We start from the raw sequence: 639 nt of genomic DNA on the forward strand, positions 1-639 counted from the left end.
TTGCGCCGTATCCGGGTTGGTCGTGATGACCTTCCTGCCACGGACAACGCCTTGTATTCGCATGGTCTTCATCAGCCTCTCCACCGTGCAGCGGGCAATGTCGTGGCCGCTGCGGCGTAACTGGTGCCAGACCTTGCGCACTCCATATCGGCCACCACTGCCGTCAAAGGCCTGTCTGATGGCTGCCATGTCCAGCCGAGCCTGCCTCGCACGCTCCGAGGCCAATGCCGGATCACGTTCAACAGCCTTGAAAGCATAAAACGTCGATGATGCGATCCCCAGAACCTGGCAGACCGGCCCGACACCAAAGACGTCACGGTGATCGTCGATGAATGCGATCATTTGCGGAAGGGGCGGTCGAGCTCCGCCGCCGCGAAATACGCGCTGGCCTTCTTCAGGATCTCGTTGACTTGCCGAAGCTCCCGCACCTCACGCTCCAGTTCCTTGATCCGGTCCTTCTCACCGCTCGTCAGCCCGCCGCGCTGGCCGGCGTCACGTTCGGCCTGCTGGCACCAGACACGCAGGCTGTCCGGAGAACAACCAAGCTTCGGTGCAATCGCCTTGTAAGCCGCATTGTCGCTGGCATAGTCACCTCGGTGCTCTCGAAAAAGCCGAACTCCGCGTTCTCGAAGTTCAGCA

Annotated in this window: 2 protein-coding genes and 1 other annotated feature; both genes read right to left on the reverse strand. The window is 61.0% G+C overall.

What is annotated here, in order from left to right; genetic code table 11:
• Positions 1-342 (reverse strand): IS3 family transposase (locus HLH25_RS19930; protein ID WP_182975737.1); only part of this gene is annotated, 342 nt, incomplete at its 3' end.
• Positions 268-384: a sequence feature (AL1L pseudoknot), on the reverse strand. (Overlaps the previous gene by 75 nt.)
• A partial coding sequence (locus HLH25_RS19935; RefSeq protein ID WP_182975738.1) for a transposase occupies positions 339-639 on the reverse strand: 301 nt, incomplete at its 5' end. Its footprint overlaps the feature before it by 46 nt. The genes HLH25_RS19935 and HLH25_RS19930, both read right to left, overlap by 4 nt.

This window comes from Gluconacetobacter dulcium, from assembly GCF_014174165.1.
Taxonomy (GTDB): Bacteria; Pseudomonadota; Alphaproteobacteria; order Acetobacterales; family Acetobacteraceae; genus Gluconacetobacter; species Gluconacetobacter dulcium.